Origin of the sequence: Actinosynnema sp. NPDC002837 (genome assembly GCF_040295345.1) — a bacterium.
Classification (GTDB): Bacteria; Actinomycetota; Actinomycetes; order Mycobacteriales; family Pseudonocardiaceae; genus Actinosynnema.
The window spans coordinates 1-2169 of sequence record NZ_JBEOVG010000199.1 but is presented as its reverse complement, the minus strand read 5'-3'; the positions used below and the strand labels follow the sequence as shown (position 1 = coordinate 2169).

Genomic DNA, 2169 nt, shown 5'->3' with positions numbered 1-2169 from the left:
GGTCCGGTGGAGAACCTGGCCGTGGGGGGGGGGGCGGGGCCCCCCCCCCCCCCGGTTTTGGCCCCGCCGCGGGGGCGGCGCCCCCCCGGCCCCCCCCGCCGCTCAACCCGAGGAGAACAAGTGCGACAACGCCTCAGCAGATTCGCCGCGCGCGCCGCGGCCCTGATCACCGCCGCGCTGGTCACCGCCGCGCTGCTGCCGGCCGGCCAGGCCGTCGCGGAGTCCAACGGCGGGGTGCGGGTCATGCCGTTGGGCGACTCGATCACCGAGGGCACGCAGGTGCCCGGTGGTTACCGGATCGGGCTGTGGCAGCGGTTCGGGTCCGGCAACTACCGGGTGGACTTCGTCGGTTCGCAGTTCAACGGTCCCGGCTCGCTCGGGGACCACGACCACCAGGGCCACCCCGGTTGGCGGATCGACCAGATCGACGCGAACGTCGTCAACTGGCTGCGGAACACGACACCGCGCACGGTGCTGCTGCACATCGGCACCAACGACATCCTGCAGAACTACAACGTGGCCGGCGCGCCCGCCCGCCTGTCGGCGCTCGTCGACCGCATCACCGCGACGGTGCCGAACGCGGACGTGTTCGTCGCGACGATCATCCCGCTGGCCAACTCCGGGCAGAACACCGCCGCCCGGAACTTCAACGCCACCATCCCGAGCATGGTGCAGAGCAAGGTCGCCGCGGGCAAGCGCGTGCGCATGGTGGACATGCACGCCGCGTTGACGACGGCCGACCTGATCGACGGCGTCCACCCGACCGCCACCGGCTACGACAAGATGGCCGCGACCTGGTACAACGCGTTGCGCGCCGTGCCCGGGAGCATCGGCGACCCCGTTGCCCCGCAGGGCAGGCAGGTCGTCGGCGCGGGGTCGGGGCGCTGCCTCGACGTGCCGGGTTCGACGACCACCAATGGCACGCAGCTGCAGCTGTGGGACTGCCACGGCCAACCCAACCAGTCCTGGACGCACACCTCCGGCAAGCAGCTGGTCGTCTACGGCACCAAGTGCCTGGACGCGTACGGCCGCGGCACGACGAACGGCACGCAGGTGGTGATCTGGGACTGCCACGGCGACACCAACCAGCAGTGGAACGTCAACGCCAACGGCACCATCACCAACGTGCTGTCCGGCCTGTGCCTGGACGCGGTCAACCACGGCACCGCCAACGGCACCAAGCTGGCCCTGTGGACCTGCTCCGGGCAGGCCAACCAGCAGTGGACCCTGCGCACGCCGGCCTGACCGCGACGCGGAAAAGCGCCCACCGGGTAGTTCGACGGCGATTCGAAGAATCACCGATCCCCGGTGGGCGCTTGCGCGCAACCCACTCGACGGAAGCTTTCGGCCGCGAATTTCCGAGAGAAAGGTGGAGCTCCATGCTGAAGAGGTTCGTGGTAGCCGTGGTGGCCGCCGCCGCACTGGCCGTGCCGACCACCGGCACCGCGCAGGCGGCCGGCAGCTGCGCGGACTTCTACTCGATCACCATGGGCAAGTACTGGGTCAACAACAACGTGTGGGGCCAGGACTCGGGCCAGGGGTGGCAGTGCGTGTGGGACGTGTCGTCCGGCGGCTCGATCTCGTGGGGCACGAGCTGGGACTGGAGCGGCGGGCCGGGGCAGGTGAAGTCCTACGCGAGCTCGGTGCTCGGCTGGCACTGGGGCACCAAGCCGGCGAACACCGGCCTGCCGGTCCGGTTGGCGGACAACCGGTCGGTGAACACGGGCGCGAACTACACCGTCCGGCAGAACACGGCGAACGTCATGAACGTCGCCTACGACCTGTGGCTGCACCCGGTGTCCAACCCCGGCACCGCCAACCCGTCCGACGAGATCATGATCTGGACCTACCGCGCCGGCGGCGCCGGGCCGGTCGGCACGCGGCAGGCCACCGTGTCGATCGCCGGCGCCACCTGGGACCTGTACCGGGGCAACATCGGCTGGGAGGTCTACTCGTTCGTCCGGACGGGCAACACCACCTCGGCCGCGTTCAACCTGCGCGACTTCACCTCGCACCTGGTCAACCGCGGGTGGTTGAGCAACCAGAAGTACCTCACCAGCGTGCAGCACGGCGCGGAGGTCTTCAGCGGCAACGGGCAGCTGGACGTGCACTCCTACTACGCCAACGTCGGCTGACCGCCCGGTGCGGCGCGGCGGCTACTGCGCCGCC

The 2169-nt window shown here is 70.4% G+C and carries 2 protein-coding genes; both read left to right on the top strand.

Features of this window, described 5'->3' with window-relative positions:
- Window positions 1–120: 120 nt before the first annotated feature.
- Entirely contained in the window at window positions 121–1245 is a 1125-nt protein-coding gene (locus ABTZ99_RS44830; protein WP_498781952.1) for a ricin-type beta-trefoil lectin domain protein, read from the top strand.
- A 134-nt stretch (window positions 1246–1379) separates the two neighbouring features.
- Entirely contained in the window at window positions 1380–2135 is a 756-nt protein-coding gene (locus ABTZ99_RS44825; RefSeq protein ID WP_498781950.1) for a GH12 family glycosyl hydrolase domain-containing protein, read from the top strand.
- Window positions 2136–2169 lie beyond the last annotated feature (34 nt).

What these genes read in the sequence shown, in the direction of transcription:
- ABTZ99_RS44825 (WP_498781950.1), top strand. Translation starts at nt 1,380, where the DNA reads ATGCTGAAGAGGTTCGTGGTAGCCGTGGTGGCCGCCGCCGCACTGGCC.